The sequence below is a fragment of the Motiliproteus sediminis genome, assembly GCF_017912535.1.
Classification (GTDB): Bacteria; Pseudomonadota; Gammaproteobacteria; order Pseudomonadales; family Balneatricaceae; genus Motiliproteus; species Motiliproteus sediminis.
In genome coordinates this window covers 18,966-42,382 of sequence record NZ_JAERQK010000009.1, presented here as the reverse complement: position 1 = coordinate 42,382, position 23,417 = coordinate 18,966, and the positions used below count along the sequence as shown (strand labels likewise).

The 23,417-nt window shown below is 61.1% G+C and carries 26 protein-coding genes and 1 tRNA gene; 13 read left to right on the top strand and 14 right to left on the bottom strand.

Annotation, left to right across the window (positions count from 1 at the left end; genetic code table 11):
* Positions 1-15 precede the first annotated feature (15 nt).
* Positions 16-561: an oligoribonuclease gene (gene orn, locus JJQ76_RS14330; protein ID WP_210397562.1), complete on the bottom strand. Its 546-nt coding sequence runs from the start codon at positions 559-561 to the stop codon at positions 16-18.
* A gap of 94 nt (positions 562-655) precedes the next feature.
* Between orn and rsgA the strand changes: the two genes are divergently transcribed.
* The 5 genes from rsgA to ygfZ all read left to right on the top strand — a co-directional run bounded on the left by rsgA (position 656) and on the right by ygfZ (position 6,194).
* Positions 656-1,672, top strand: coding sequence for a small ribosomal subunit biogenesis GTPase RsgA (gene rsgA, locus JJQ76_RS14325; protein ID WP_210397561.1), 1,017 nt, complete (start codon positions 656-658; stop codon positions 1,670-1,672).
* A gap of 64 nt (positions 1,673-1,736) precedes the next feature.
* On the top strand, positions 1,737-3,377 hold the full coding sequence (locus JJQ76_RS14320; RefSeq protein WP_210397560.1) for an HDOD domain-containing protein: 1,641 nt from the start codon (positions 1,737-1,739) through the stop codon (positions 3,375-3,377).
* Positions 3,378-3,401: 24 nt separating this feature from the next.
* On the top strand, positions 3,402-4,217 hold the full coding sequence (locus JJQ76_RS14315; RefSeq protein WP_210397559.1) for a sulfurtransferase: 816 nt from the start codon (positions 3,402-3,404) through the stop codon (positions 4,215-4,217).
* 40 nt (positions 4,218-4,257) lie between these two features.
* Complete coding sequence (gene asd, locus JJQ76_RS14310) at positions 4,258-5,124, top strand: archaetidylserine decarboxylase (RefSeq protein WP_210397558.1); 867 nt, start codon at positions 4,258-4,260, stop codon at positions 5,122-5,124.
* Between the two features lie 47 nt (positions 5,125-5,171).
* Positions 5,172-6,194: a CAF17-like 4Fe-4S cluster assembly/insertion protein YgfZ gene (gene ygfZ, locus JJQ76_RS14305; protein ID WP_210397557.1), complete on the top strand. Its 1,023-nt coding sequence runs from the start codon at positions 5,172-5,174 to the stop codon at positions 6,192-6,194.
* A 26-nt stretch (positions 6,195-6,220) separates the two neighbouring features.
* On the opposite strand, the gene JJQ76_RS14300 is transcribed toward ygfZ, so the two are convergent.
* Together JJQ76_RS14300 and JJQ76_RS14295 are read right to left on the bottom strand one after the other, a co-directional pair.
* Positions 6,221-7,024, bottom strand: coding sequence for an inositol monophosphatase family protein (locus JJQ76_RS14300; RefSeq protein ID WP_210397556.1), 804 nt, complete (start codon positions 7,022-7,024; stop codon positions 6,221-6,223).
* Positions 7,025-7,031: 7 nt separating this feature from the next.
* Positions 7,032-7,475 carry a CBS domain-containing protein gene (locus JJQ76_RS14295; protein WP_210397555.1) on the bottom strand — a complete coding sequence of 148 codons (444 nt, stop codon included), beginning with the start codon at positions 7,473-7,475 and terminating at the stop codon, positions 7,032-7,034.
* 301 nt (positions 7,476-7,776) lie between these two features.
* Here JJQ76_RS14295 and JJQ76_RS14290 point away from each other — a divergent pair, with 301 nt between their 5' ends.
* Positions 7,777-8,082 carry a hypothetical protein gene (locus tag JJQ76_RS14290; protein ID WP_210397554.1) on the top strand — a complete coding sequence of 102 codons (306 nt, stop codon included), beginning with the start codon at positions 7,777-7,779 and terminating at the stop codon, positions 8,080-8,082.
* Positions 8,083-8,124: 42 nt separating this feature from the next.
* Here the strand turns inward: JJQ76_RS14290 and JJQ76_RS14285 are convergent, their stop codons facing one another.
* A complete protein-coding gene (locus tag JJQ76_RS14285; protein ID WP_210397553.1) occupies positions 8,125-8,490 on the bottom strand; it encodes a hypothetical protein in 366 nt (121 codons plus the stop codon).
* A 144-nt stretch (positions 8,491-8,634) separates the two neighbouring features.
* Here JJQ76_RS14285 and JJQ76_RS14280 point away from each other — a divergent pair, with 144 nt between their 5' ends.
* On the top strand, positions 8,635-9,936 hold the full coding sequence (locus JJQ76_RS14280; protein ID WP_210397552.1) for a multiheme c-type cytochrome: 1,302 nt from the start codon (positions 8,635-8,637) through the stop codon (positions 9,934-9,936).
* Positions 9,937-9,956: 20 nt separating this feature from the next.
* Here the strand turns inward: JJQ76_RS14280 and JJQ76_RS14275 are convergent, their stop codons facing one another.
* From JJQ76_RS14275 to JJQ76_RS14265, 3 genes are read right to left on the bottom strand one after another with little or no spacing between them, the layout of a single operon-like run.
* Positions 9,957-10,994 (bottom strand): class I SAM-dependent methyltransferase, encoded by a 1,038-nt coding sequence (locus tag JJQ76_RS14275; protein WP_210397551.1) that lies wholly within the window; start codon positions 10,992-10,994, stop codon positions 9,957-9,959.
* Entirely contained in the window at positions 10,987-11,691 is a 705-nt protein-coding gene (gene rsuA, locus JJQ76_RS14270; RefSeq protein ID WP_210397550.1) for a 16S rRNA pseudouridine(516) synthase RsuA, read from the bottom strand. The genes JJQ76_RS14275 and rsuA overlap by 8 nt, the downstream gene beginning before the upstream one ends.
* The gene (locus JJQ76_RS14265) at positions 11,678-12,490 is read right to left on the bottom strand and encodes a hypothetical protein (RefSeq protein WP_210397549.1); all 813 of its coding nucleotides are present in this window, start codon (positions 12,488-12,490) and stop codon (positions 11,678-11,680) included. The genes rsuA and JJQ76_RS14265 overlap by 14 nt, the downstream gene beginning before the upstream one ends.
* 202 nt (positions 12,491-12,692) lie before the next feature.
* On the opposite strand from JJQ76_RS14265, the gene JJQ76_RS14260 reads away from it, so the two are divergent.
* The gene (locus JJQ76_RS14260; RefSeq protein WP_210397548.1) at positions 12,693-12,983 is read left to right on the top strand and encodes a hypothetical protein; all 291 of its coding nucleotides are present in this window, start codon (positions 12,693-12,695) and stop codon (positions 12,981-12,983) included.
* Between the two features lie 79 nt (positions 12,984-13,062).
* A complete protein-coding gene (locus JJQ76_RS14255) occupies positions 13,063-13,992 on the top strand; it encodes a pyridoxal-phosphate dependent enzyme (protein ID WP_210397547.1) in 930 nt (309 codons plus the stop codon).
* Positions 13,993-14,006: 14 nt separating this feature from the next.
* Here the strand turns inward: JJQ76_RS14255 and JJQ76_RS14250 are convergent, their stop codons facing one another.
* Positions 14,007-15,311: a Glu/Leu/Phe/Val family dehydrogenase gene (locus JJQ76_RS14250; RefSeq protein WP_210397546.1), complete on the bottom strand. Its 1,305-nt coding sequence runs from the start codon at positions 15,309-15,311 to the stop codon at positions 14,007-14,009.
* Positions 15,312-15,444: 133 nt separating this feature from the next.
* Here JJQ76_RS14250 and JJQ76_RS14245 point away from each other — a divergent pair.
* A tRNA-Gly gene (locus tag JJQ76_RS14245) sits at positions 15,445-15,518 on the top strand.
* Positions 15,519-15,663: 145 nt separating this feature from the next.
* On the opposite strand, the gene JJQ76_RS14240 is transcribed toward JJQ76_RS14245, so the two are convergent.
* Positions 15,664-15,840, bottom strand: a complete 177-nt coding sequence (locus JJQ76_RS14240) for a hypothetical protein (RefSeq protein ID WP_210397545.1) — start codon at positions 15,838-15,840, stop codon at positions 15,664-15,666.
* Between the two features lie 229 nt (positions 15,841-16,069).
* On the opposite strand from JJQ76_RS14240, the gene JJQ76_RS14235 reads away from it, so the two are divergent.
* Positions 16,070-17,536: a protein adenylyltransferase SelO gene (locus JJQ76_RS14235; protein WP_210397544.1), complete on the top strand. Its 1,467-nt coding sequence runs from the start codon at positions 16,070-16,072 to the stop codon at positions 17,534-17,536.
* A gap of 37 nt (positions 17,537-17,573) precedes the next feature.
* Here the strand turns inward: JJQ76_RS14235 and JJQ76_RS14230 are convergent, their stop codons facing one another.
* From JJQ76_RS14230 to JJQ76_RS14215, 4 genes are all read right to left on the bottom strand, one after another.
* A complete protein-coding gene (locus JJQ76_RS14230; RefSeq protein WP_210397543.1) occupies positions 17,574-19,007 on the bottom strand; it encodes a DEAD/DEAH box helicase in 1,434 nt (477 codons plus the stop codon).
* A gap of 100 nt (positions 19,008-19,107) precedes the next feature.
* Positions 19,108-19,797 (bottom strand): ABC transporter ATP-binding protein, encoded by a 690-nt coding sequence (locus tag JJQ76_RS14225; RefSeq protein WP_210397542.1) that lies wholly within the window; start codon positions 19,795-19,797, stop codon positions 19,108-19,110.
* On the bottom strand, positions 19,794-20,549 hold the full coding sequence (locus JJQ76_RS14220; protein ID WP_210397541.1) for an ABC transporter permease: 756 nt from the start codon (positions 20,547-20,549) through the stop codon (positions 19,794-19,796). Before JJQ76_RS14220 ends, JJQ76_RS14225 begins: the two co-directional genes overlap by 4 nt.
* Positions 20,549-21,550 (bottom strand): ABC transporter substrate-binding protein, encoded by a 1,002-nt coding sequence (locus tag JJQ76_RS14215; RefSeq protein ID WP_210397540.1) that lies wholly within the window; start codon positions 21,548-21,550, stop codon positions 20,549-20,551. The genes JJQ76_RS14220 and JJQ76_RS14215 overlap by 1 nt, the downstream gene beginning before the upstream one ends.
* Before the next feature lie 182 nt (positions 21,551-21,732).
* Here JJQ76_RS14215 and JJQ76_RS14210 point away from each other — a divergent pair, with 182 nt between their 5' ends.
* On the top strand, positions 21,733-22,404 hold the full coding sequence (locus tag JJQ76_RS14210) for a response regulator (RefSeq protein ID WP_210397539.1): 672 nt from the start codon (positions 21,733-21,735) through the stop codon (positions 22,402-22,404).
* A gap of 153 nt (positions 22,405-22,557) precedes the next feature.
* Entirely contained in the window at positions 22,558-22,926 is a 369-nt protein-coding gene (locus JJQ76_RS14205) for a hypothetical protein (protein ID WP_210397538.1), read from the top strand.
* Here JJQ76_RS14205 and JJQ76_RS14200 read toward each other — a convergent pair.
* Entirely contained in the window at positions 22,923-23,363 is a 441-nt protein-coding gene (locus JJQ76_RS14200) for an OsmC family protein (protein WP_210397537.1), read from the bottom strand. The genes JJQ76_RS14205 and JJQ76_RS14200 overlap by 4 nt on opposite strands.
* Positions 23,364-23,417 lie beyond the last annotated feature (54 nt).

Below are 23,417 nucleotides of genomic sequence, written 5' to 3'. Positions count from 1 at the left end.
AGTCGCGCGTGACGCTCAGTCGGCGCGAATAAACTCCGCGCGGTAGTGACGCAGCTCGTTGACCGAGTCCTTGATGTCGTCCATAGCCAGGTGCGCACCACTCTTTTTCACTCCCGCCAACACATCCGGGCGCCAGCGTCGCGCCAACTCCTTGAGGGTGCTGACGTCCAGGTTGCGGTAGTGAAAGAAGTGCTCCAGCTTTGGCATGTAGCGGTAGAGAAAACGGCGATCCTGACAGATGCTGTTACCGCACATGGGCGAAGCCCGCTCGTCGACGTACTGACGCAGAAATGCCAGCGTCTGGGCTTCGGCTTCCGCCTCGCTGATGGTGCTGTTGCGGACCCGCTCGGTCAGGCCGGACTGGCCATGCTGGCGGGTACACCACTCGTCCATGCCATCCAGCAGCGCATCCGGCTGATGCACCGCGATAGTTGGCCCCTCCGCCAGTAGATTGAGGTTGGCATCGGTAACCAGGGTAGCAATTTCGATAATGCGGTCGTTATCGGGATCGAGGCCGGTCATCTCCAAATCGATCCAGATCAGGTTTGTTGCACGCGACATAACGGCCTCTCGTCCGGTGAAATTGTGGTATGTTTGCCTTTTAAATCTGCGGTTTCAAGTCCCCGCCTCCGATAAGGCTACGTTTTCAGCATCCATGTCAAAACGCAAACTCACACGGCGCCAGTCCTGGCGTATTCAAAAGGTCCAGGAAGAGCGTGCCGAGCGAGCCCAGCGCAAGGCCCAAAAGATTGAGGTGGAGCTGACCAGCGGCGAGCTAGGGCCGGAACAGGAAGGGCTGATTATTTCCCACTTCGGCGCTCAGGTAGATGTAGAGGGCAGCGACCGCATCATTCGCCGCTGCCACCTGCGCGCCAATCTGGGGTCGCTGGTGACCGGCGACCGTGTGGTCTGGCGAGATGGCGAACCCAACGGGGTCATCGTCGCCACCCTGCCGCGCCGCAGCCTGCTGTCACGCCCCAATATGCATGGCGACCTGCGACCGGTGGCTGCCAACATCGATTACATCGTCATCACCGTCGCTCCGGAACCAACGCCCTACGCCAATCTTATCGACCGCTACCTGGTGGCGGCGGAATCGGTCGATATAGAGCCGGTCATCCTGCTCAACAAGAGCGACCTGATCACCGACACCAACCGCCCGCAGCTCGATCAATTGCTCGGCCTGTACCAGCGCATCGGCTACAAGGTGCTGACCGCCTCAACCCATAGCAGCGACGGACTGACCCAGCTCAAGCAGGAACTCAATCACCGCATCAGCGTTTTTGTGGGCCAGTCGGGGGTGGGCAAGTCCTCGCTGATCAATGCGCTGATGCCAGGGGTTGATATCAAAGTCGGCGCGCTGTCCGAGGCAAGCGCCAAGGGCACCCACACCACGACCACCGCACGCCTCTATCACTTTGCCGACGGCGGTGACCTGATCGACTCCCCCGGCATCCGTGAATTCGGCCTGTGGCATATCGGCCGCGAAACCCTGCTGGAAGGCTTCCGTGAGTTTCGCCCCCATCTCGGCTACTGCCGTTTTCGCGACTGTCGCCATGAACAGGAACCTGGCTGTGCATTGATGGCCGCGCTGGAAAACGGCGAGATCGAGCCGCGACGAATGGAGAGCTACCGCTCCATTCTCTCCAGTCTCGACGAGGCCAACTTCTGAGCCGGTGACAGGGATAGGCAGGGGTCTGCACGGGTGCTATAGTCCAGACATCATTTCTGAGCGGATGCGACACAAGGAACGGATGGAGCAGCAGGCCTCGCCCTACGGACTGGATCAGTGGATCACCTTCCTGCGGGACAAACCGCTACCCATCCATGCGCGCACCAAACTGCTGATGCGCAACCTGTTCGACAGCCCGGATGCGTCGCTCAAGCAGTTCCAGCCCGTGATCGCCTCAGACCCGGTTCTCGCCGTCCACGCTATCGGCCTCGCCAACCAGCTCAATCGCAATCCCGATACCGACGTTTCCACCGCCGACCTGGCCGTTGCCACCCTCGGCATGGACCACTTGCATGCGTTGACAGAAAAACTGCCGGTGATAAAGATCAACCACCAGAGTGTTCCCCACAAACAGTATTTCCATACCATCGCCAACAGCTATCACGCGGCCACTCAGGCTACCAATCTCTGTCGCTTCAGCAACCCCGCCGTTGTCAACGAAACCCGCACCGCGGCGCTGGTATATGGCGTCGGTCACTGGGCTCTTTGGCGTTACGCACCGCGCCAGATGAGCGAAGTAAAAATCCGCATCTATGAGCAGGGGGCGGACACCGCTCTTGCCGAAGACGACGTGCTCGGCTGCACCATTCAGGACATATCCCAGCATCTGGCCGAGTCCTGGCACCTGTCCCGACTGGCGGTCGAGGCGCTGCGACACGCCACCTCGCCGGATGCGGAGATGCTCGACAAGCTTCACCGCTACGCCGGCAATAACGACAATCTGTCAGACGCCGACCTGCGTGAGGTCAAGCAGTTACTCAATGCGCCTTTCTATCCGGTCAAGCTCGCCAACTGGCTGTCCCTGACAGTGCCCTACGGCTGGACGCAGCCGAAAGCACTCCGCCTGATCGAACTGATCACCGACTTCCTGCAGCAGCCCCCTGATGACGTCATCAAACGGCTGCATCAGAACTGCCTCACGGCCTCACGTCAGTACCATATCGCCGGCATTCTCTCGCCCGCGGCGATGCTGCTATTGCTGCCCTCGGATCAGGTCCTGAGCTACCGACTGGAGTCCCCCTCTGGGGTCAGCACACCGCGAGTCAACGACAGTCCCGCACCGGCACCGCAACCCGCAGCGGAACCGGAAGCCGAGGACAGCCCCATGGCCGACGAGGCGCTGTACGCCCAGATTCTCAAACGCCTGGGCACCGCGCCCTCCCTCTACAGCGACGAGACCCAGCTGCTGACCGATTTGCTGCGGGGCTTGCGTCTTGGCCTCGGGCTCGAGCGAGTAGCGCTGTTCCGGGCAGAACAAGGCAACTTGGCACCCTTTAAACAATCGGGATTCGCCCGGGGCGAGCTTTTGCCCCGTTTCACTCAGAGCCTGAAGGTGCCATCGCTGTTTAAAAAGCTGGCTCAGAAACCGCTGGCGGTGTGGATCAATACTGACAACCGCGAGCGGATCTGGGCCGAGTTACCTGAGCGCTTCAAGGGCATCTGCCATCAGCACAGTTTGATATTGACGTCGCTGTTCATCGACGGCGAAGCCCGCTATATAATCTACGCCGATCGCGGTGACGCGCTGCGGATGCTCAGCCGCTTTGATTTCAAACAGTTCAAGCAACTGGCCACGGCGGCCAGCCGCTGTCTCAGCCTCCCGCCCACCGATCCCGATCCTGATACCGATACCGATACCGATTGACCTGCTGCGGAACTCCTACAACCTATGGCCTTATTGCCCCTGATTATCGATGCCAGCGCGCTTAACAGCGCCCTCCGGTTACCCGACTTACTGGTGGTCGATCTTTCCAGCGCGGAGAGCTATGCCAAGGGGCACATCCCCGGCGCCGTGCACCTCGACCCCAAACGCCTGCTGCGGGGCGATGGCCCGGTGCCCAACCGCGCCCCCTCCGCCACCCAACTCAGTCAGCTATTCAGCGAACTGGGGCTGCGCCCCGACCTGCAGGTGGTCGCTTATGACGACCAGATGGGGCCTTGGGCCGGCCGCCTGATCTGGAGCCTGCATCTGGCTGGGCATCAGCAGGCGTCATTTCTGGACGGTCAACTGCCCGCCTGGATTGCGGCCGGCGGGATGCTGGAGACCACTCCCAACCAACCGCAGCCAACGACCTTCAACGCCACCATCGACAGCAGCCTGATTGCCGACAAAGCCTACCTGTTGCAGCATCTCAGCGACCCCGACATGGCCATCTGGGACGCGCGTTCACCGGCGGAGTACCGCGGCGACAAAGTCATCAACGCTGCCAAAGGGGGGCACATCCCCGGGGCCCGGAATCTGGAGTGGACCGAGACCCTCATTAGCGCTGACAACTGGCGCCTCAAGGATCGCGAAACGTTGGCTTCAATGCTTCTGGCACAGGGTTTCTCGCCCCGGCACGAGCTGGTAACCCATTGCCAAACGCACCGCCGCTCAGGGTTGACCTATATCGTCGCCCGCGCACTCGGTTATCCGCGGGTGCGGTGCTATGATGGCTCCTGGTTTGAATGGGGCAACGCGCCCGACACGCCGGTGGAATCCTGATTCTGACCGCCAACATTAACCCGACCGATTAAGAAACGACGTGACTAAATCCCGCCTATTTGCCCTGCTTCAGTACATTATCCCCCAGCATCTGTTATCCCGCCTGGTCGGCCAACTGGCCGACAGCCGGATCAGCTGGATCAAAAACAGCTTTATCGGTCTCTTTTTGCGCCTTTACGATATCCGCATGGAGGAAGCCAAAGAGGAGGATCCACGCGCCTACCCAAGCTTCAACGCATTTTTTACCCGGGCGCTCAAAGCCGACGCCCGCCCGGTGGATCCCAACCCCAACCATATTGTCTGCCCGGCTGACGGCGCCATCAGCGAGCTGGGAACGCTGGAGTACGGTCGTATGCTGCAGGCCAAGGGTCACAGCTACAGCGTTACCTCCCTGCTGGGGGGCGACCAGGATCGTGCGCGCCCCTTCCTCAACGGTCGCTTCGCCACCATCTACCTCTCACCCAGCGACTATCACCGCGTTCACATGCCCCTCGACGGTCGCCTGCGTGAAATGATCTACGTGCCGGGCGACCTGTTTTCGGTCAACCGGGCTACCGTCAGTGAAGTTCCCAACCTGTTTGCCCGCAACGAACGCCTGGTCGCAATCTTTGACACCGCCGCGGGCCCCATGGCGATGGTGCTGGTGGGCGCCATGATCGTAGCTGGAATTGAAACCGTATGGGCCGGTCAGGTGACCCCCAAACGCCGTAGCATTGAGCACACCTCCTACCTGCCGCAACCAGCAACGCCAATTGTGCTGGCCAAAGGCGAGGAGATGGGCCGCTTCAAACTGGGCTCTACCGTTGTGCTGCTGTTTGGTGACGACGCCATGGAGTGGCTCGACAGTTACACCGCCGACGCCCCGACCCGCCTGGGCGAAGCCTTCGGTCAACTGATTGAATCCTGAGCGCGCGCCCCCATATTGGCCTGAACGCACACCGACCGGAGTCACCCATGCATACATTCTGGAACGCAGCCCTGGCACAGGCGGGGATCTCGCCACAATCGCCCGCCCCGTTGACGGCTCCTGCCGATGGCTGGATGACGCCGCTCAACAGCCACCGGGTATTACATCTGCACGGCCCCGACACAGAGAAGTTTCTCCAGGGACAGGTAACCTGCGACCTCAACCAACTGACGGCGGATCACAGCCTGATGGGGGCAAACTGCACCCCCAAAGGCAACGTCATCAGCGCCTTCCGCCTGCTTCAGCTTGCGCCCCACAACCTGCTCCTGCGGGTCAACGACGCCATCGCCGACGCGGCCCTGGCCAACTTGCGCAAGTACATCGTATTTTCAAAAGCGGAGCTGGACGATGGTGCCGACAGTTGGGGCGGTATCGGCCTCGGCGGACAGACGGCCGCCGCGGTGATCGCACAAGCACTCGGGGGCTGTCCCGCCGAGGTCGAGCAACAGTATGCCTTCGAGCAGGGCGTGGTGGTGCGCGTCCCCGGTGAGTTGCCGCGCTACGAGATCTGGGCATCCAGGGAGCGGATTCAACCGCTGTGGGACCAGCTTGGTTCCGCGCTTGCTCGAGTCGCCCCTAACTTCTGGCGTGCGCAGGAAGCGCGCGCCGGCCTGATCGAGCTGGACGCTGACAGCGTCGACAGTTATCTGCCGCATATGCTGAACCTGCAGGCGGTGGCCGGAATAAGCTTCACCAAAGGCTGCTATACCGGTCAGGAAGTGGTTGCTCGCCTGCAGTATCGTGGCAAGCTGAAAAAGCTGCTCTACGCCGCTACCGTTACCGCCAAAGACGCGACCCCCGGACAGCTGCTTCACAGTGACACGCGCAGCAGTGCCGGCAAAGTGCTGGCGGTGATCCCGCAGGAGGATGGCAGCCAGCTGTTGCAGGCAGTCATCAACAAGGGAGAAGCAGACGCAGGCGCGTTGCGCCTGGAGGCGGCCGATGGGCCTGCGGTCACCCTGCTGCCCCATCCCTACAGCATTGATCCGGCGCTGTTTGAACGCGGCTAGCCGCTGTCACCGAACCAAAGAAGGGATTAGCGCAGGGGTTCATCAGCGTAGTGCCAGCCCACCAGCGGCTGCAGCTCCTGATGAACCGCCGGCCAACCGCATACCAGTAACCGGTCAATACCCGGCCGGTAAGGTTCACCCCGCTCGTTGGTCACCGGGCAGCCGTTCATCTCCAGAAACAGCAGGCCGGCAGCCACATCGTAAACCTGCAGGTCGCTCTCCCAGAATCCCTGCAGGAACCCGGCGGCCACGTAACTGAGATCGAGCGCGGCCGACCCCATGCGCCGAATCCCGCGCGTCAACGGCAATACCGCCTCGGTGCAAGCAAAGAACGCCGCTGCCAGGTCGGGCGAGCGGTAGGGGAAACCGGTCCCCAGCAACGCCCCCTCCAGCGACAGGGGTACCGGCTGCGCCACCACCTTGCCGTTATGTTGAAAGCGCCCGCCACGCCAGGCACGGAAGCACTCCTGGCTCTGGGGTTTGTAGACCATGCCGAGTTCGGCGCGACCGTCAACCACCAGCGCAACCGATATGGAGTAGTGCTCCAGACCGCTCAGGTAGTTGGTCGTGCCGTCCAGCGGGTCGATCACCCATTGAGTGGACGAGTTTCCGCTAGTCCCTTGCTCTTCACCACAAATACCGGCCTCCGGTACCAGCTTGGAGAGGCCTTCGGTCAACATCCTCTCGGTGGTGATATCAACGTCGGAAACAAACTCCCGCCGCGACTTTTCGTCGCCACCACCCGGCGGCATTTGACGAAACCGGGAACGTTGGTAAGCAGCGGCACGCTCCACCAGCGACTGCACCCGATCTAATAGGAACTGACTCATAGGCGCGTTAATGACCCTTTCGCTCAGCCTTCTGCTCGGACAGCAACAGGTCCAGTGCCTTCAACAGATCATGGGATGACAGCATGCCGACCAGTTCCTGTTCCTTGTTGAGCACAGGCAGAGCACCAAAGCGATGTTCCAGCAGAATACGGGTTGCCTTGGCAATGGTGTCGTAGGTGTGTGCCACCATCACGTTGCGGGTCATCAGGTCACTGACCGAAAGGTTATCGTCAAGGTGATAGATGTGGGCCAGATCCGGTGCTTCATCCACCCACTCCGGGCGGCGCAGATCACGGTCACTAATGATACCCAGCAGCTTGCGATCCTCATCAACCACCGGCATATGGCGCACCTCGCTCTCGCGCATCCGGAAAAACGTCTGCCGAATACCATCATCCGGTTGCGCCGTCAGTACCTTGGCGGTCATGAAGTTACTCACTTTCAGTGGCATAGATAACCCCTTATTTTCAATCTGTTGAACCAATCACGACTCACACAGCCTTTGTAACATGTTTACTCAAAAACAAAAACAACCGGCACGGGCCACGATCAGCGCAGCCGTCCACCTGAGGGGGAGCGATAGCCTCAGGCGCAGAGTGCGCTTGGCAGCATACGCCTCCTGCGACCTCTGCTGTAATCAAACCGGAGCCTTTGAGGTATAACCAAAAAGAATGGAACTATTGCTGCAACACAGCAGTCAGCCGGTAGTTACGCCGACAACTTCCTTACCGTGCCTGTAGACGGACTATTCGATGTCAAACATTTCTGCTCTGGAGAAACGTCTGCTCAGCGCCGCCGACCGACTGGCAACGCGTGAAAGCGTCAAGCTCACCGGCGACGGTCTGGACGAACTCAAACCGATTATTCGCGGCGGCTGCCTGAAAATGGATGTGATGGGGTGCGCCGATGACGAAGCACGTATCGACGCCGCCGAGAGCAATCTGGCGACGTTGATTCGCAGCATTGCCAAAGAGGTCAAGGGTAATGGGATCTACAAAATAGACGCCAAGGCGATCGAAAAAGGGATCTCTCGGGGCTCGGTGTGGCCCTTTACCTGATCGCCGAAGCGCGCGATGTCCGCTCCCTCCGGCCACAGGGAATCAGTGGTTGAGAAATTTACGAATCAGCACTTTGTTCTGATCAAAAACAAACTTACCGACGTCGTAACGCAGAATATGCTTACCGTCACCGAGTGTGAACGGCTTGGTTTCGCCCAGCAACTGCAGCACCTCCGCCTCGGTGGTAACGCCAACGGTTAACGCCTCCAGCTGCGCCTGCGTTACTCCCCGGGAGTCGGCGACCCGACCCAGATTATGTGGTGCCACCGGCTCCGGTGCCGAATCTTCAACCGGGGTTACGGCAGGAGTCACCGGCTGCGGCACTGGCTGGCGGGGCTGGGGTTTGAAATCTTCCTCGCTACAGGCAGCCACAAACAGCATCGCCAGAAGCACTAATAGCGGTTTCAACACAGACACCTCACTGTTTCACACTGTGATCTGTTGGGCATTATACCCTCGAACCCCGGCGCTGGCTTCCTCCACCGCCAGCGTCCGGATGACGCGGCGCAAAAAAGGGTTATACTCGCCCTTTTACCGACTTGAACCACCACCATGCGTGCTACCGTTATTGCTTTGACCCTACTGCTGGCCCTGCCGGCCAGCCTGACCTCCCGTGCCGACAACCTCACCCTGCTCTACAGCGGCAACCTCGACGGTGAGCTGGAACCCTGCGGCTGCACCCTCGACACCGACTTTGGCGGCATTCAACGGCGCGCCACCTTTGTCGACCAGCAGCGTGAACAGAACCCGCAACTGGTGCTGATCTCCAGCGGCGGGCTATTTTCTCCGGAGATGGGCAGCGATCAGATCAAGCACCGCTTTATCCTCACCGGCCTGGCGCAACTCAATTACGACGCCGTAGGGCTACAGTGGACCGACCTGACCCACGGCCCCGAGTTTCTCAAGCAGGTGGCGCTGCCCTTCAGTGCCGCAAACTGGATCGGCAGCGAGTTTCCGCGCAGTCGCCTGATCGAGCGCAATGGCCATAAAATTCGCTACCTGCAGTGGCTGGATCCGGCCACCTCGCCCTATGCCAGCATGCCAGCCCTATCTCCGATCACCCCTGACAGCGCGACGCTGGCCGCCGAGCTACAGAAGGCCGAAGCGGCCGGGGAGCTGACCATGGTCGCGACCACGCTTGACCTCGAACAAGCCCGGGCACAGCTGCCCCTCAATCAGATTGACCTGCTGATTATCGGCTCCGCATACGAGTTGTTCAGCGAACCAGTAGCTCTGGGAAACGGCCCGCTGGTGCTGCAACCTGGCTCGCGTGGCCAGCGTATGGGCAAGCTGACTCTCGATATCGCCGATGGCAGGATTACCGGCTGGAATCACCTCATCACTGAACTGCCCGACAGCGTCCCCAGCGCGGCGCGGCTGGACGCCTGGTATCAGGCCTACAACGACGCCCTGCGCGAAGACTATGAGCAACGTGTCGCCCAGCGCCAGCAACTGGATTCGGGCGACTCACCCTATCTGGGCGCCGACCAGTGTCAAAGCTGCCACAGCGACCAGTTCCGGCTCTGGCAGACCACCGACCATGCCCGTGCCTTTGAAGATCTGGAGATCGTCGGCAAGGCGTTCGACAGCCACTGCGTCGGCTGCCATGTGGTGGGCTTCAACCAGCCCGGCGGCTATCTGGATATCACCTTGACCGACCATCTGGCCGGGGTGCAGTGCGAGAACTGTCATGGTGGGGGCCGCGAACACGCCGAAAGTGCCGGCCAGGTGGCCACGCTGAACAAAGAGGCGGCAATGGAAACGCTCTGCATGCAGTGCCATGTCAAGGAGCACAGCCCGCAGTTCAATGTGGAAACATACTGGCCACGGATCGCGCACCCCCTGTCACGCTAAGCCAGGGCTGGTACGGTCGCTTAGCGTGGGCGCGCCAACCGCACCAGCTTGAAGCGGCCGTTGTCGGCAAAGGTGTCGATTTCACCAAACAGTGCCGCCGCTTTGCGCTCCAGCGGCACGAAGCGGTTAACCACGAAGGCGGCCTGACCGTTCGCTTCCAGATGACCCGCGGCGGCCCGCAGAAACCGGTCGGTCAGCTCCCCCTCGACGGCAAAACCTTGATGAAAGGGCGGATTACAGATCACCAGATCAAAACGCCCGGTTACCGCATCGCCGGCGTCCGCCGCCACCACCTGATGTCCGACGCCACAAGCACCGAGGTTACGCGCACAGGCGGCCAACGCGGCGGCGTTGTTGTCGGTGGCGGTGACCGAATCGACCGCACGACGCGCGCAATGCACCGACAGATAGCCGTAACCACAGCCCAGATCCAGCACCCGCGGTCTGGCCACCGCCAGCCGCTGCCAGACCTCATCCAGTGATGCGATCAGCCAGGCACTGCCCTGGTCGATCTTGTCCCAGCCGAACAATCCCGGCTTGCTGACAAAGCGCTCACCACCAAGCTCCAGCTCACGCAGCTCGGCGTAACGCTGGTCGTCCAGCGGCTCGCCCAGCGCCCCTTGACGGCAGAGTTCAGCCACAAAATCGCCCTTGCCGAGCTTATGCAGCCCCCCCTCACCAAGACGTTCTCGCGCCTTGGTGAAATAGGTCTTGATGCCCTCCTGCTTACCTCCGAGCAACCACAGCCGGCCACCGGGCTTGAGCCGCAGACTGAGCTGGTTGATCACGTGATGCACCACCGCTTTCTCCTTGGACACGCGGTAATAGGCCTGATCCAGCGTGCCATGAACCCAGGAGGAGAAATCAAAGTCGCTGAACTGCACCGGCCCACAGGCGGCCAGCCCCGGCAGCAGATCATAGCGGTTGGTAAGCAGATCCAGTCCCGAGGGCAGCGGGTGTTGCTGCGACCGGGCCAGGTTTTCATCCACCACCCACAACCCCGCGCCCTGATGCCGCTGCAGCCGCTGCCGTAACGCCTGCTCGATCAACTCACTCATGACCGCTCCGAAAACTGTCGATCTCGTCGCTGCGCAGATGGCGGTACTCGCCTTCGGCCAGCGTCGGATCCAACGCCAGCTCCCCGATCTGCTCCCGATGTAACGCCACTACCTTGTTACCCAGCGCGGCGAACATCCGCTTGACCTGATGATAGCGGCCTTCGCTCAGGGTGACTCGGGCCAGGCACGGCCCCAACCGCTCCAACGTCGCCGACCGTGTTGGCTGCTGTTCGCCGCGCAGCAGAATCCCCTCGGCAAACTGCTGCTCGGCGTTCTCCACCAGCGGCTCGGCAAGCTCGGCCAGATAGACCTTGGCACAACGGTGCCGCGGTGAGGTGATGCGATGGGTCCACTGACCGTCGCTACTCAACAGCACCAGCCCGGTGGTATCAATATCCAGCCGCCCCGCCGGGTGCAGGTCACGCTGCAGCTCGGGCGGAATCAGATCCAGCACCGTTGGATGTTCACCATCGGTAGTCGCGGACACATAACCCGCCGGCTTGTTCAGCATTAGATAACGCGCCGAAGGCATGGCCACCGGGTTGCCATCCAGACAAACCTCGGAGGCATCGCCAACCGCCGTGGCCAGCTTTTTGGCCGCTTTACCGGCAACGGTAACCCGCCCGCCCCGGATCGCGATATGGGCCTGTTTACGGCTCAGATTAAGAGCCTGGGAGAGATACTTATCCAGCCGCATTGGCACGGGCCTCCTGTCGTTGGCGCCAGCTATAGAACAGTGACAGCCCCACCAGATATATCGTCGCCGCGGCAAAACCGAGCAGCGTTCCCCAACCCACGCCAACCGACGCATACGCAAAGTGCACCGTCACCGCGTAGATCGCCAGGGCCCACAAACCCACAGGGTAGTTGCGAATGACGGTATAGACCTGAGGCTTACCGTAGCTGTAATGGATTATCAGCATAAAGGGGAACAGGGTAATCGGAAATGCCGACAACAACCCTGCCCAGGCCGGACCGATCCACTCCGCCAGACCGGTGATCAACAGCACGGTGGCAGCGGCCATCAGCGCGCGAAACAACAGCACACCATGACTGAAGCGTACCCGCGTCCCGACCACCGCGTTGGGAATTCCCCGGAACCAAAAAGTACACAGAACAATCACCAGAACCGTCAACACCCCGCCACTGACGAGGGCCAGCGGCAAGCTGTTCAGCAGCGCCGAGACAGCCAGAAAGCCGGCCACACCTGCGACTGCGGCTGCCGGCAGGTGACCACGGGCCACGCTGCGCGAGCCCAGCCAGTAGCATCCGGCCAGCGCCAGACTGGCACTGAATCCGGCCAGGGTGTGACTGGCCGCTTCTGCGGCAAACGCGGCGCCCTGCTCCACACCAATAAAAAACAACGCAATCGCACTGCCCAGCGGATAGCCGGACAGGATCCCCGCCACCCGCGGACTGACATGCTCTGCCACCAGTGACAGTCCAACCACCGCCGCGATGGACACCAGCACTTTCCATACGATCAGAAATTCCAAACCCCGCTCCCCAGCAGCCGGCTTACCCGAAGGCGGCCATCTTATACGCGAATATCGCCCCGTGCGAGCACCGGCAAGCGGTTTGCCGCGTGGCGACCATAACCCCGGTACATGATCGATAGTCGTTAACGGAATTGGATCCAGCCAGGCGCCACCGCCAAAGTAGGCGTTTGTGGATCAACTTACTCTCGGAGTCCGTCTCATGGCTGTATGGCCCATCCGCCTTCGCCACCTACTCTTCGTGGCCGGTATTGGTACCACCGCACTGCCGGCGTCGGCCTCAGCCGGGCAATGCGACACCCAGCAACCTCCGCTTGGCGAAACCAAGCTCAAGTTGCAGTTGATCGATCGCGGCTACAGCATCATCAACCTGAACTTCAATCCCGTCACCGGTTGCTATTTCCTCTACGGATACAACGACAAGCGCGAAAAAATATACGCGCTGTTCAGCGCCAGCAATGGCCGACTGGTGCAGCAGTCAGCGGCTGACTGATCCAGCCTGGCCACGGCTCCCTAGCCAGTCTCCAACTATTTAAGTACCCTGCGGCGAACAACCGGCCGGGGGAATACAGATGCAGACGACGCCTATTCACATTCAAACACCGCTGCTGGCATCGATGCTGTTAAGCCGTTTCACCGGTGGACAGGTATGGCTCAAACTTGAGGCCCTGCAACCCTCCGGCTCGTTCAAAGCCCGCGGGGTTGGGCATGCCTGCCAACACTACGTCCGCCAAGGCGCCAAGCAGCTGCTATCCTCATCCGGCGGCAATGCTGGACTGGCGGTCGCCTACGCCGGCCGCCAGCTCAAGGTACCGGTCACCGTAGTGGTCCCTCAGACCACATCGGCGCGGGCAATCGAACTGATACGCGCCGAACAGGCCAAGGTAGTGATCGAAGGCGCGTCCTGGAACGACGCCCACGAACACGCCCAGCAACTGGCCACCGACGACGGCGCCTACATCCACCCCTTCGACGACCCGTTACTCTGGCAGGGGCACGCCAGCCTGATCGACGAGGTTGCCGAAGCGGGGCTGAAACCGGATGCGGTGGTGCTATCGGTGGGCGGTGGGGGCTTGCTCTGTGGCGTCATCGAAGGGCTCAACCGGCAAGGCTGGTGCGACGTTCCGATTGTCGCGGTAGAAACCGAAGGCGCTGCCTCACTGCAGGCGGCGGTGAGCGCCGGCCGTCCGGTAACGCTGGACGCCATCAACAGCATCGCCACCTCTCTGGGTGCCAAACAGGTGGCGGCCCAGGCGCTGACCTCGGCCAGAGATAACCGCGTCCTGTGTTATCAGGTCAGTGACCGCGAGGCGCTGGATGCCTGTCTGGCGTTCGCCGATGATCACCGCCTGCTGGTGGAACCCGCTTGCGGTGCCGCTCTCGCGGCCGTCTATCAGCGCGCAGAAGCGCTAAACGACAAGACCAATGTTCTGGTCATCGTCTGCGGTGGCGTCGGTGTAACCCGCGCGCAGCTGCAAGCCTGGTCACAACAACTGGGCTGACCAGAGGCGCCAACTCAGCCTTTGCGACCCTGGTCACCAAAGTACTCGCGATCGCCATGAGCGGTAACCGCTTCGGCGATACGCCGCATCGCCACCACATAGGCGGCGCTGCGCAGGGTACGCCCCTCATCTGCCGCGGTATCCCACACTTTGTCGAAGCTGCGAGTCATATACTCCGCCAAGCGGGTACGTACTGTTTCCAGATCCCAGGGATAGCCGGACATCCCCTGCACCCATTCGAAGTAACTCACCGTCACCCCGCCGGCATTGGCGAGCACATCCGGGACCACGGTAACTCCCCGCTGCTCCAAAACTTTTTCTGCCGTGCTGTCAATCGGTCCGTTGGCCACCTCGACGATATGACCCGCTTTAACCGCGTTGGCGTTGCCAACGGTGATCACATTCTCCAGCGCTGCCGGCACCAACAGATCCACATCCAGTTCTAATAGCTCGGCGTTGCTGATCTCCTGGTGCTCAATCAACTGACACACCGACTGCTCGCAATACACGGCCCGCATCGAGCGGCTGGTTTGCTTTTCATGCCACAGCGACTCGATATCGAAGCCTTGTTCGGAGTAGATCCCGCCTTTGGAGTCACTCACCGCCACGATCTTGTAGCCCTCCTGCTCCAGCAGTCGCGCCAGATGATACGCCGCGTTGCCAAAACCCTGAATCGCCACCCGCTTTGACGCCGGCTCCCAGTCCAGGCGCCGGGCCAACTCGCGCACGCACAGATACGCACCGCGCCCGGTGGCTTCGTCACGGCCCACACTGCCACCGAGACGTACCGGCTTGCCGGTGATCACCGCCGGCGCCCGCTGGCGCTTGATCGCTTCAAACTCATCCATCATCCAGCCCATGATGCGCGCGTTGGTGTACACATCCGGCGCGGGAATATCGATCTGCGGGCCGATCACATCCGCCATGGCGCGCACATAAGCGCGGGAGAGACGCTCCAGCTCCATCGGCGACAACTCCTTGGGTTGTACTTCAATGCCTCCCTTGGCGCCGCCGTATGGCAATCCGGCCAAGGCACACTTGATGGTCATCCACAGACCCAGGGCCTGCACTTCGTCGAGAGTTACCTGCGGATGGTAGCGAATACCGCCTTTGGTAGGGCCAAGCACATCGTTATAGCGGCAGCGATAGCCTTTGAAATAGCGCATGGAGCCATCGTCCATTCGCAGCGGTAACGACGCACAGAAAGTCGCCTTGGGGTGCAGCAGTTGCTCAACGACCTCATCGCTAACGCCGGCATCCTCACCGATCGCCCGAACCCGCTGTAACGCGTCCTGATATACATTGGCCACTTCCGCCATAACCGTCTCCTTCACCCTTAACCGATGTGGAAACCATAGACGCTCCGACCGGCAACGCATTACAGCCATGCAAAGTTGTTGTCACAGCAACGGAAAATTCCTATGCTAGCGGCTCCTTTCGAGCATCAGCTCCGCGGGTGTAGTTCAATGGTAGAACGGCAGCTTCCCAAGCTGCATACGAGGGTTCGATTCCCTTCACCCGCTCCACTAAAGCAGCCAATCATAGTTTCAATAGGTTACCCGATCCCAACAGGGAGTCTTCTCGTACCCAGTAGGACAGTTGTGAGGAGTTCTTCTCGTTTTGTCGCACTCCGCGCCGCCTGGTTGGGGGCGATCAAAGGCTTTGAGCGCTCTAGGCCGCACGCCGGCCGATGCGATGACTGTAACGCCAATAGCTGACCAGCGATCCCGCAATGATCAGGATTAAACCGGCCAGGGTTCCGGCTGAGTGGCTGAGCATATTAAGGGCGATCAGCCCGGCCGCGAGGTACAGCAGAGGCAAGGATTCGTATAGATACTTGGGGATCATGAGGCACCTCCGGTGAGATCAGCAGATGAGGAACGCTCCGTTGTTCTGCTGCCGTCAGGAGTATCCGTCTCCGCAGCCCCCTAAATCTAGCTGACAAATCGCACTTTTTACAACCAGAAGTAGATAGTCCATTTCCAATGGCGCAACGAAAAGTGGCTCAAATAGATCGATTGATAATACCCGACTATTTTGGTTAACTACTTTCACCACCGCGCCGCTGGAGCCGCTTGTGTTTACCTCAGCTCACCTTTATCCCTGTCGATACGCCACCCTTGGGCAAGCCGACTTTTTTGCGCCGGTGGAGCCCCGGGGGCTCAACCACCCTCGCCTGATTCATCTGAACCAACCTCTGGCCGACCACTTCGGCCTCGGCGGCGCCGACTTCACTCCCGACAACTTTCTTCATTACCTTGCCGACAAACGCCTGCCCGAAGGGGTGCAACCGCTAGCCTGCGCCTACTCCGGTCACCAGTTTGGAGTATTCAATCCACAGCTGGGTGATGGCCGGGCCATGCTATTAGGCGAATTCGCCGACCCTCAGGGGGAGCGTTGGGAGTTTCAGCTCAAGGGATCGGGACCGACGCCCTATTCCCGCGGCTTTGACGGTCGAGCGGTGCTGCGCTCGGTAATCCGCGAATACCTCGCCAGCGAGGCGATGGCGGGACTCGGCATCCCCACCACCCGTGCGCTGTGCGTGGTGGACAGCGACACACCGGTATTTCGCGAGGAGGTGGAGAGCGCATCGATGATGATCCGGGTGGCCCCCAGTCATCTGCGCTTTGGCTCGTTCGAGCACTTTTACGCCCGCCAGGAGTATGACCGGTTGCGCCAGTTGGCGGACTTCTGCATCGAGCACTATTTCCCAGACTTAGCCGAACGCAAGGATCGATACGCCGCCTGGTTCGAAACGGTGGTCGTTCGCACCGCCAAACTGATCGCCCAATGGCAAGCGGTCGGTTTCTGCCACGGGGTGATGAATACCGACAACTTCTCCATTCTGGGACTGACCATCGACTACGGTCCCTACGGCTTTCTGGAAACCTACGATCCCAAGCATATCTGCAACCACTCCGATCATCAGGGACGGTACGCCTTTGAACTGCAGCCGCGAATGGCGTTGTGGAACTGCTACTGCCTGGCCCAGGCGCTGACCCCGCTGGTCGATAAAGCCGCCCTGCAAGCGGCACTGGATCGCTACGACCCGGTGTTGCAGAAGCACTATCTTGAGCGGATGCGTGCCAAGCTCGGCCTGTGGCAAGCCGGCCCGACGCAGGAGCAGATCGACGAAGCATTGGTCGCCGCCCTGTTTCAGCTGATGCAGGCGCAGCAACTGGATTACAGTCGCTTTTTCCGCGGGCTTTGCGCTTATGTGGACAGCGGTGACACCAACGAATGGCTGCTGCAGCAGGGCGAGCGTGGGCCGATAGAAGCCTGGCTGGCCGATTACCGGCTACGCCTTGAGGAGGAACCGGATGCCGACAGGGCAAACAAGATGCGCCGTGAGAATCCCAAGTACGTGCTGCGCAACTATCTGGCGCAGCAGGCGATCGATGCCGCCAAAGAGGGCGACAACCGGCTGGTCGATCAGTTATTGACCCTGTTGCAGGCGCCTTTTGACGAGCACCCGCAATTCGAGCCGTTCAGCGCCGCAGCGCCGGAATGGGCAGCCGACCTTTGTGTCAGCTGCTCATCCTGAGCGGCAGCCGGGTTAGTAACCCGGCGGGGTGTGAACCTCAGACGTTGCCGCGCGGCGCGGCGCTAGCCAGCGCTGGACGCGAACGACGACGGGGCCGGCGTTTGGCCGGTGCGTTGGCATCACTGCGGTTACCGCTGTGCGGATTGCTGTTACCGCCCTGAGCTGATTTGGCAGCCTGACCGGGGTTGCCACCACGGCGACGCCCCGTGCCCGCTTCGCTGCCACCGCGCGGCTTGGCAGAGCTGCTGCTGTTGCCGGTTTGGGACGTTCTGGGCGGCTTGGGCTTTTTCGGTTTCTTAGGCTTTGGCGGCGCCCCCAACGGCAGATCCGGCAGTTCATGCTGCGGCTCAAAGTCATCCACGTATTCGCGCTTCAGCTTCTTGCGAATCAGTCGTTCAATTCCGGCCAGCTCCTTGAACTCGTCGGCACAGACCAGTGATACCGCCTGACCACTGGCACCGGCCCGGCCGGTTCGGCCGATACGATGCACGTAGTCTTCCGGTACGTTGGGCAGCTCGAAGTTGACCACCTGCGGCAGCTGGTCGATATCGAGGCCACGGGCGGCGATATCGGTCGCCACCAACACCCGCACCTCACCCTTCTTGAATCCGGCCAGCGCTTTGGTACGCGCTCCCTGGCTTTTGTTGCCGTGGATCGCCATCGACTTGATGCCGTCCTTTTCCAACGTCTGTGCCAGCCGGTTGGCGCCGTGTTTGGTGCGGGTAAAGACCAGCACCTGCTGCCACTTCTGTTCCTGGATCAGGTGGCTCAGCAAGGCGGGCTTGCGCTTCTTGTCCACCGGGTGCAGCCACTGTTTGACCGTGGTGGCGGTACTGTTGGGCGGCGACACTTCAACGCTGACGGGATCATTAACGATGGTCGCCGCTAGTTGCTTGATATCGGCAGAGAAGGTGGCCGAAAACAGCAGGTTCTGGCGCTTGGCCGGCAGTGCCTTGAGGATCCGGCGAATATCGTGGATAAAGCCCATATCCAGCATCCGGTCCGCTTCGTCCAGCACCAGCACCTCCAGCTGGTCGAACTTGACCGCGTTCTGGTTGTACAGATCCAGCAGCCGCCCTGGTGTCGCCACCAGAACATCGACGCCCTTGCGCAGTGCCATCATCTGCGGGTTGATCTTGACCCCGCCAAACACCACGGTAGAACGCAGGGTCAGGTAGCGGCCGTATTCGGCGACGTTCTCCCCCACCTGAGCGGCCAGTTCCCGTGTAGGTGTCAGCACCAGCGCGCGGCATTGGTTCGGTGACGCCGAGCGTCCTGCCGCCAGACGGTGCAGGATCGGCAGGGTAAAGCCAGCGGTTTTGCCGGTACCGGTCTGGGCGGCGGCCATCAGGTCGCGGCCGCTCATAACGGCGGGGATCGCCTTGGCCTGAATCGGTGACGGCTCGGTATAGCCCTTGTCGCTAACGGCACGCAGGATCGGTTCGGCCAGGCCGAGAGAGGTAAAACTCATAATGGGGATAACTCAGGATGCGCAGGGCGCGAATTCATAGGTGCCGCGCGCGATCTCGCGAGGGGCTTTGGTGTGCGCGCATGATACCGGATTCCATACGCTATGACGAGGCGGAGAGCGGATACGCCGCCAGCAACTGGCGTTCTTCCAGGGCTCGCTGGTCGGCGCAAGCACCGGGATGTGGACTGAGCTGATGACGCACGGTGGTGGGCGCGCCGCCCAGCACCAGCACCCGATCCGCCAGCGCCAGCGCTTCACGCACATCATGGGACACCATCAGCACCGCCATCTCCGGGTAACGCTGACGCACCCGCTGCAACACCCGCTGCATCGCTTGCGCGGTGGGCGGATCGAGGGAGACAAAGGGCTCATCCAGCAGCAACAGCTGCGGCTCCACCATCAGCGCTCGCGCCAAGGCCGCCCGCCGCGCCATCCCCAGCGACAGCTGACGGGGGTAGTGCGCAGCGCATCCCTCCAGTTCCAGATCACCTAACAGCCGCTCTACCTGATCGGCACGAGCGGGCGCCACCAGGGTGAGGTTTTCGGCCACCGTGCGCCAGGGCAACAGGCGCGGCTCCTGAAACAGATAGCCCAACCGGCAGCGGTCCAGACCTTCGAGCCGGCCGTCAAAATCCTGGTCGAGGCCCGCCACCAGATTCAGCAGGGTGGTTTTACCGCAACCGGACGGACCCAGCAGGCATACCAGCTCCCCGGCCTCCAGCTGCAAGGTGAAGTCACGATAGAGTGGACGGGTCGCCACTAGCTTGCGCGCTATGGTCAGTCGAATCATAACGCTGCCTCCGTGCGCCAGCGGTTCTGGCGCTGCTCCCAGGGCTGCAGCAGCCACCATTCTATCGCCTGCACTACGGCGATGAACGCCAGGCTATAGGCCAGAATCAACGCCACGTCGAACATCTGGAATCCCAGATGCAGCTGAAAGCCAACACCGTTGCTACGCCCCATCAGCTCCACCACCAGCACAATTTTCCAGATCAGCGCCAGACCCGAGCGCGAGGCCGCCAACAGGTAGGGGCTCAACTGAGGCAGCCAGATATCGCGCAGCAGGGTCAACCGCCCCAACCGATAGACCCGCGCCAGACTCTGGTACTGGCGATCCAGACTACGTGCGCCTTCGCGCAGGGTGACCGCCACGTTGGGAACCTTGTTGATTACCACAGCGGCCACCGCCGCCAGCTCGTTCAGCCCGCCCCAGATGTAGAGCAGGATAATCACCACCAGCGCCGGTACGTTGAGCAGGGTTACCAGTAACGGATCAAGCAGGGCGTTGAGCCGCGGTCGCCGCCCCATCGCTACCCCCAGCGTCACGCCGAGCAGCATCGCCAGCACAAAGGCAACGCCGACCCGGGCCAGCGTCATCCCCAGATGCAGCCACAGCTCGCCGCTGAGCGCCTGCTGGGCTAACACCCCCAGTACCTGCACGGGTGCCGGCAGCAAGGGGCCGCTCACCCACCACGCCAACAGCTGCCACAACAGCAGCAGCGCCAGCAGTGGCAGCACCCGACGCAGGCTGGCAGCCGCCATTAATCGCCGCCCCGCCAGAACAACTGTGGGTCCAGCCGGGTAGCCGAGCCCACCAGCGGCGCACCGCCGATCTCGGCCAGCACCTGAAAGAGACGTTCGGCATCACGCAGATGGGCCGCGGTCAAAACGGCCGGGGTGCCGGAGCGGTAACCGGCCTGCAGACGACGATAAACGGCCTCATCCTCGGCCCGCATCTGCGGACGCAGCGCCTGCCAGCCGGCCTCCTGCCGGTTGAGATAATCGCGCGCTAAGCGCACCGCGCGCTGCAGGGCAGCTACGCGCTGCGGATGTTCGCGGGCCCAGGATTCGGCAAACACATAACCCAGCAGCGGCAGGTCGGTACTCAGCCCCAGCTCCCGACCGAGCTGATCAAGATCCACCAGCGCGCGCCAGCCCCTCGCTTCCAGCCGAGCGGCGTAATGCCAGAAAGTCACCACTGCGTCCAGCTGCCCTTGCTCCAGTGCAGCGTTGAGCAGTGGCGGAGCACCAAACTGCAGCGAGGACTCCTGTTTGAGGTCGATACCACGTTGCAGTGCCACCGCCTGCAGCAGCAACCAGCCTTTGCTCAACGGGCCGCCCGCCACACCGATGCGCCGGCCACGCAGCTGTTGCAGTTGCTGAATGGGGCTATCGGCGGCGACCACGACCTTGCCGACACTGGCGGAAAAAGGCATGAACTGGAGCTTGTCGCCCGCTGCACGCTGACGTGCGACCCACAGCCAATCGGCGACGATAACCTCGACTGCACCACTTTTGAGCGCCGTTTGCGTCGCCATCATACTGGCCAGCGGCACTAGCTGCAGGCTAAAACCCTGCTGTTGGTCGAACCGCTGCGCCTGCAGGGTTTGCAGTTCCCAGCTGACCGTGCCGTATTTCAGCACCGCCGCGCGGATAAGGGGTTGCTCGTCAGCCTGCGCAGCAGCCCCAGCAAAGCACAGCAATGCCAGCACAGCGGGCCCGCAGCGGCACAACAGCGAAGTAACAGCAAACAGCAGCGGCATGGCAGTCTCACGCGGTGATCATGGATATTCAGGTAGATATCACGGTAGAGCGCAGGAAGGCCGGGGCAAAATAGTACTTTCGACCCCTTTTACAGCCGCTAAGGTAGAATACACTTGCTACAGGTCTAACGATCTAATAGTCGTAACATCATAATAATAAAGACACGTACGGGAGCCTTACCTTGTACAACCTACTGATTGCCGACGACCACCCCCTGTTTCGCGAAGCGATTGCCGGGGTTATCCGCAGCCGCTACCCCGATGCCGTCATTGTTGAAGCCGAAAATCTCGACGATGCACTGGCCCACGCCGAAGCTAACGAAGATCTCGATCTGATTCTGCTCGACCTCAACATGCCGGGAATGCATGGCCTCAACGGATTGATGCAGCTACGCAATGAAGCGCCCACCATTCCGGTGGTCATCATCTCGGCAGAAGAGGAAAAGAGCATCGTCTTGCAGGCGATGACTTATGGTGCCGTGGGTTTCATTATCAAATCGCTACCGCGAGAAAAGATGACCCAGGCGCTGGAGCAGGTACTCTCCGGGCAGGTCTACCTGCCGTCCGACGTGATCCGTTCAGCGCAGGATTCCAGCAGCAGTCGTCATCGCCGCCAGGATGACAACGCCATCCCTCCGGAGATGCTTAACAGCCTGACCCGACGCCAGCTGCTGGTGCTGGAGCGGATGGCCAACGGCGAATCCAACAAACAGATCGCCTACAACCTCTGCATCGCCGAAACCACGGTCAAAGCCCACGTTTCCGCCATTCTGCGCAAGCTCAACGTCCACAACCGCATTCAGGCCGTACTCTCTGCCAGCAACATCGACTTTAACCACTATCTCAAGCGTTGAGACCAGCCCTTAATACCGCCGGCCCACGCCACCGGCGGTATTAATCTGCAACACAACTGCCACCCATTTGCGCTTCACTGCCCTGCATCAATGTGAATGAAGGCTCGATCCATTAGAGTCAACGTATTCATTGAGCATTTGGCAGGTAGTACGATGAAAACAGGTGTGACCGTTGCGCTATGCATGGTGACGTTACTGCTGGGCTGTTCCACCGATTCCCATGATGCCCAGGGCAGATGGTCGGGTGTTTTGATCAACCAGGGCATCACCGTTGAACTCGGGCAGCTCACCATCGGCAAAGACTTTATCGAGATCCCCTACCTCGACGAACGCTACGAGCAGCTCAGCTTTGAAAGCCGCAACAACGAAGTTCACTTCGGTCGCAAGAGCAGCGCCAACTTCCAGGGCGAGGGTGCTCAGATCTCCGGGCGGGCAGCCCAGGGATCAATCAAGCTGAGCGGACCCGACCGCGGTTTGATGAGTTTCAATCGCATCCAGGGCACCATCAGGCTGCGGCGTTAACCCACGCCAGCCTGGACCTCGGTAATCAGCGCCAGCGGCACCCGTAGCGAGTTGGCGACGATGCAGATTGATTCGGCCCGCTGCAGCTGCCGCTCTGCGGCGTCCAGGTCAGCGCCCGGAGCCAGTGTCAGTCCCACACGCAGGGTCGCCCGGGTAAAACGCATCTGCCGCTCCACCTTATCCAGCACCCCTTCGACCGCAACATCGAGGCTCACCCAGGCCAGCCCCGAGGCTTTGGCCAGCGCCCGAAAAGACAGCGCATAACAGTTACCCAGCGCCGCCAACAGCAACTCTTCCGGCGACCAGTGCTCACCCGAACCGCCAAAGGTGGTCGGCGTGTCCACCCGCAGCGGTGGCAACTGATCGCAACCGGTGGTGAGGGGTTGGTTAGCTTCGGCGTTGACCTGAACCTGATAGTGATGGGGAAAGGGCTGCATAGATCCGCTCCATGGCTGTCAATCAAACCACTGTAGCAGAAGCGATTAACCGGG